At 50.7% G+C, this 1241-nt stretch carries 1 rRNA gene; it reads right to left on the minus strand.

The annotated features are described in order from the left end of the window. Positions 1–1159, minus strand: a 23S ribosomal RNA gene (locus QWL29_RS26350); the annotation flags it as partial. Between the last annotated feature and the right edge of the window lie 82 nt (positions 1160–1241).

The following is a 1241-nucleotide window of genomic DNA, read 5'->3' on the forward strand; positions in this document are numbered from 1 at the left end:
ATATCCGCAGCTTCGGTGACTGGCTTAGCCCCGTTACATCTTCCGCGCAGGACGACTCGATCAGTGAGCTATTACGCTTTCTTTAAATGGTGGCTGCTTCTAAGCCAACATCCTGACTGTTTTAGCCTTCCCACTTCGTTTTCCACTTAGCCAATCTTTGGGACCTTAGCTGGCGGTCTGGGTTGTTTCCCTCTTGACGCCGGACGTTAGCACCCGACGTCTGTCTCCCAAGCTCGCACTCATCGGTATTCGGAGTTTGCAATGGGTTGGTAAGTCGCAATGACCCCCTAGCCATAACAGTGCTCTACCCCCGATGGTGATACTTGAGGCACTACCTAAATAGTTTTCGGAGAGAACCAGCTATTTCCAAGTTTGTTTAGCCTTTCACCCCTACCCACAGCTCATCCCCTAATTTTTCAACATTAGTGGGTTCGGACCTCCAGGGCGTGTTACCGCACCTTCATCCTGGCCATGGGTAGATCACTTGGTTTCGGGTCTACACCCAGCGACTGTCGCCCTGTTCGGACTCGATTTCTCTACGGCTCCCCTATCCGGTTAACCTCGCCACTGAATGTAAGTCGCTGACCCATTATACAAAAGGTACGCCGTCACGGATCAAGTCCGCTCCGACTGTTTGTATGCACACGGTTTCAGGATCTATTTCACTCCCCTCCCGGGGTTCTTTTCGCCTTTCCCTCACGGTACTGGTTCACTATCGGTCGATTACGAGTATTTAGCCTTGGAGGATGGTCCCCCCATGTTCAGACAGGATTTCTCGTGTCCCGCCCTACTTGTCGTACGCTTAGTACCACCGGTCTGATTTCGTGTACGGGGCTATCACCCGCTATGGCGTCTGTTTCCAAAGACTTCCACTATCAGTCCGACTATCACGTACAGGCTCTTCCCATTTCGCTCGCCACTACTTTGGGAATCTCGGTTGATTTCTTTTCCTGCAGCTACTTAGATGTTTCAGTTCGCCGCGTTCGCTTTGCATACCTATGTATTCAGTATGCAATGACCTAAAAGGCCGGGTTTCCCCATTCGGAAATCTGCGGATCAAAGTGTGTTTGCTCACTCCCCGCAGCTTATCGCAAGCTACTACGTCCTTCATCGCCTGTAATCGCCAAGGCATCCACCATGTGCACTTATTCGCTTGTCCCTATAACGTTAGCCCCTGATCGCAACCAGGGAGCGTTATAGAAATCAAGAGTACAGCTTGTTGCATGTTTGTTGATTTGTTA

It is taken from the genome of Massilia brevitalea (assembly GCF_030711405.1).
Lineage (GTDB): Bacteria > Pseudomonadota > Gammaproteobacteria > Burkholderiales > Burkholderiaceae_D > Telluria > Telluria brevitalea.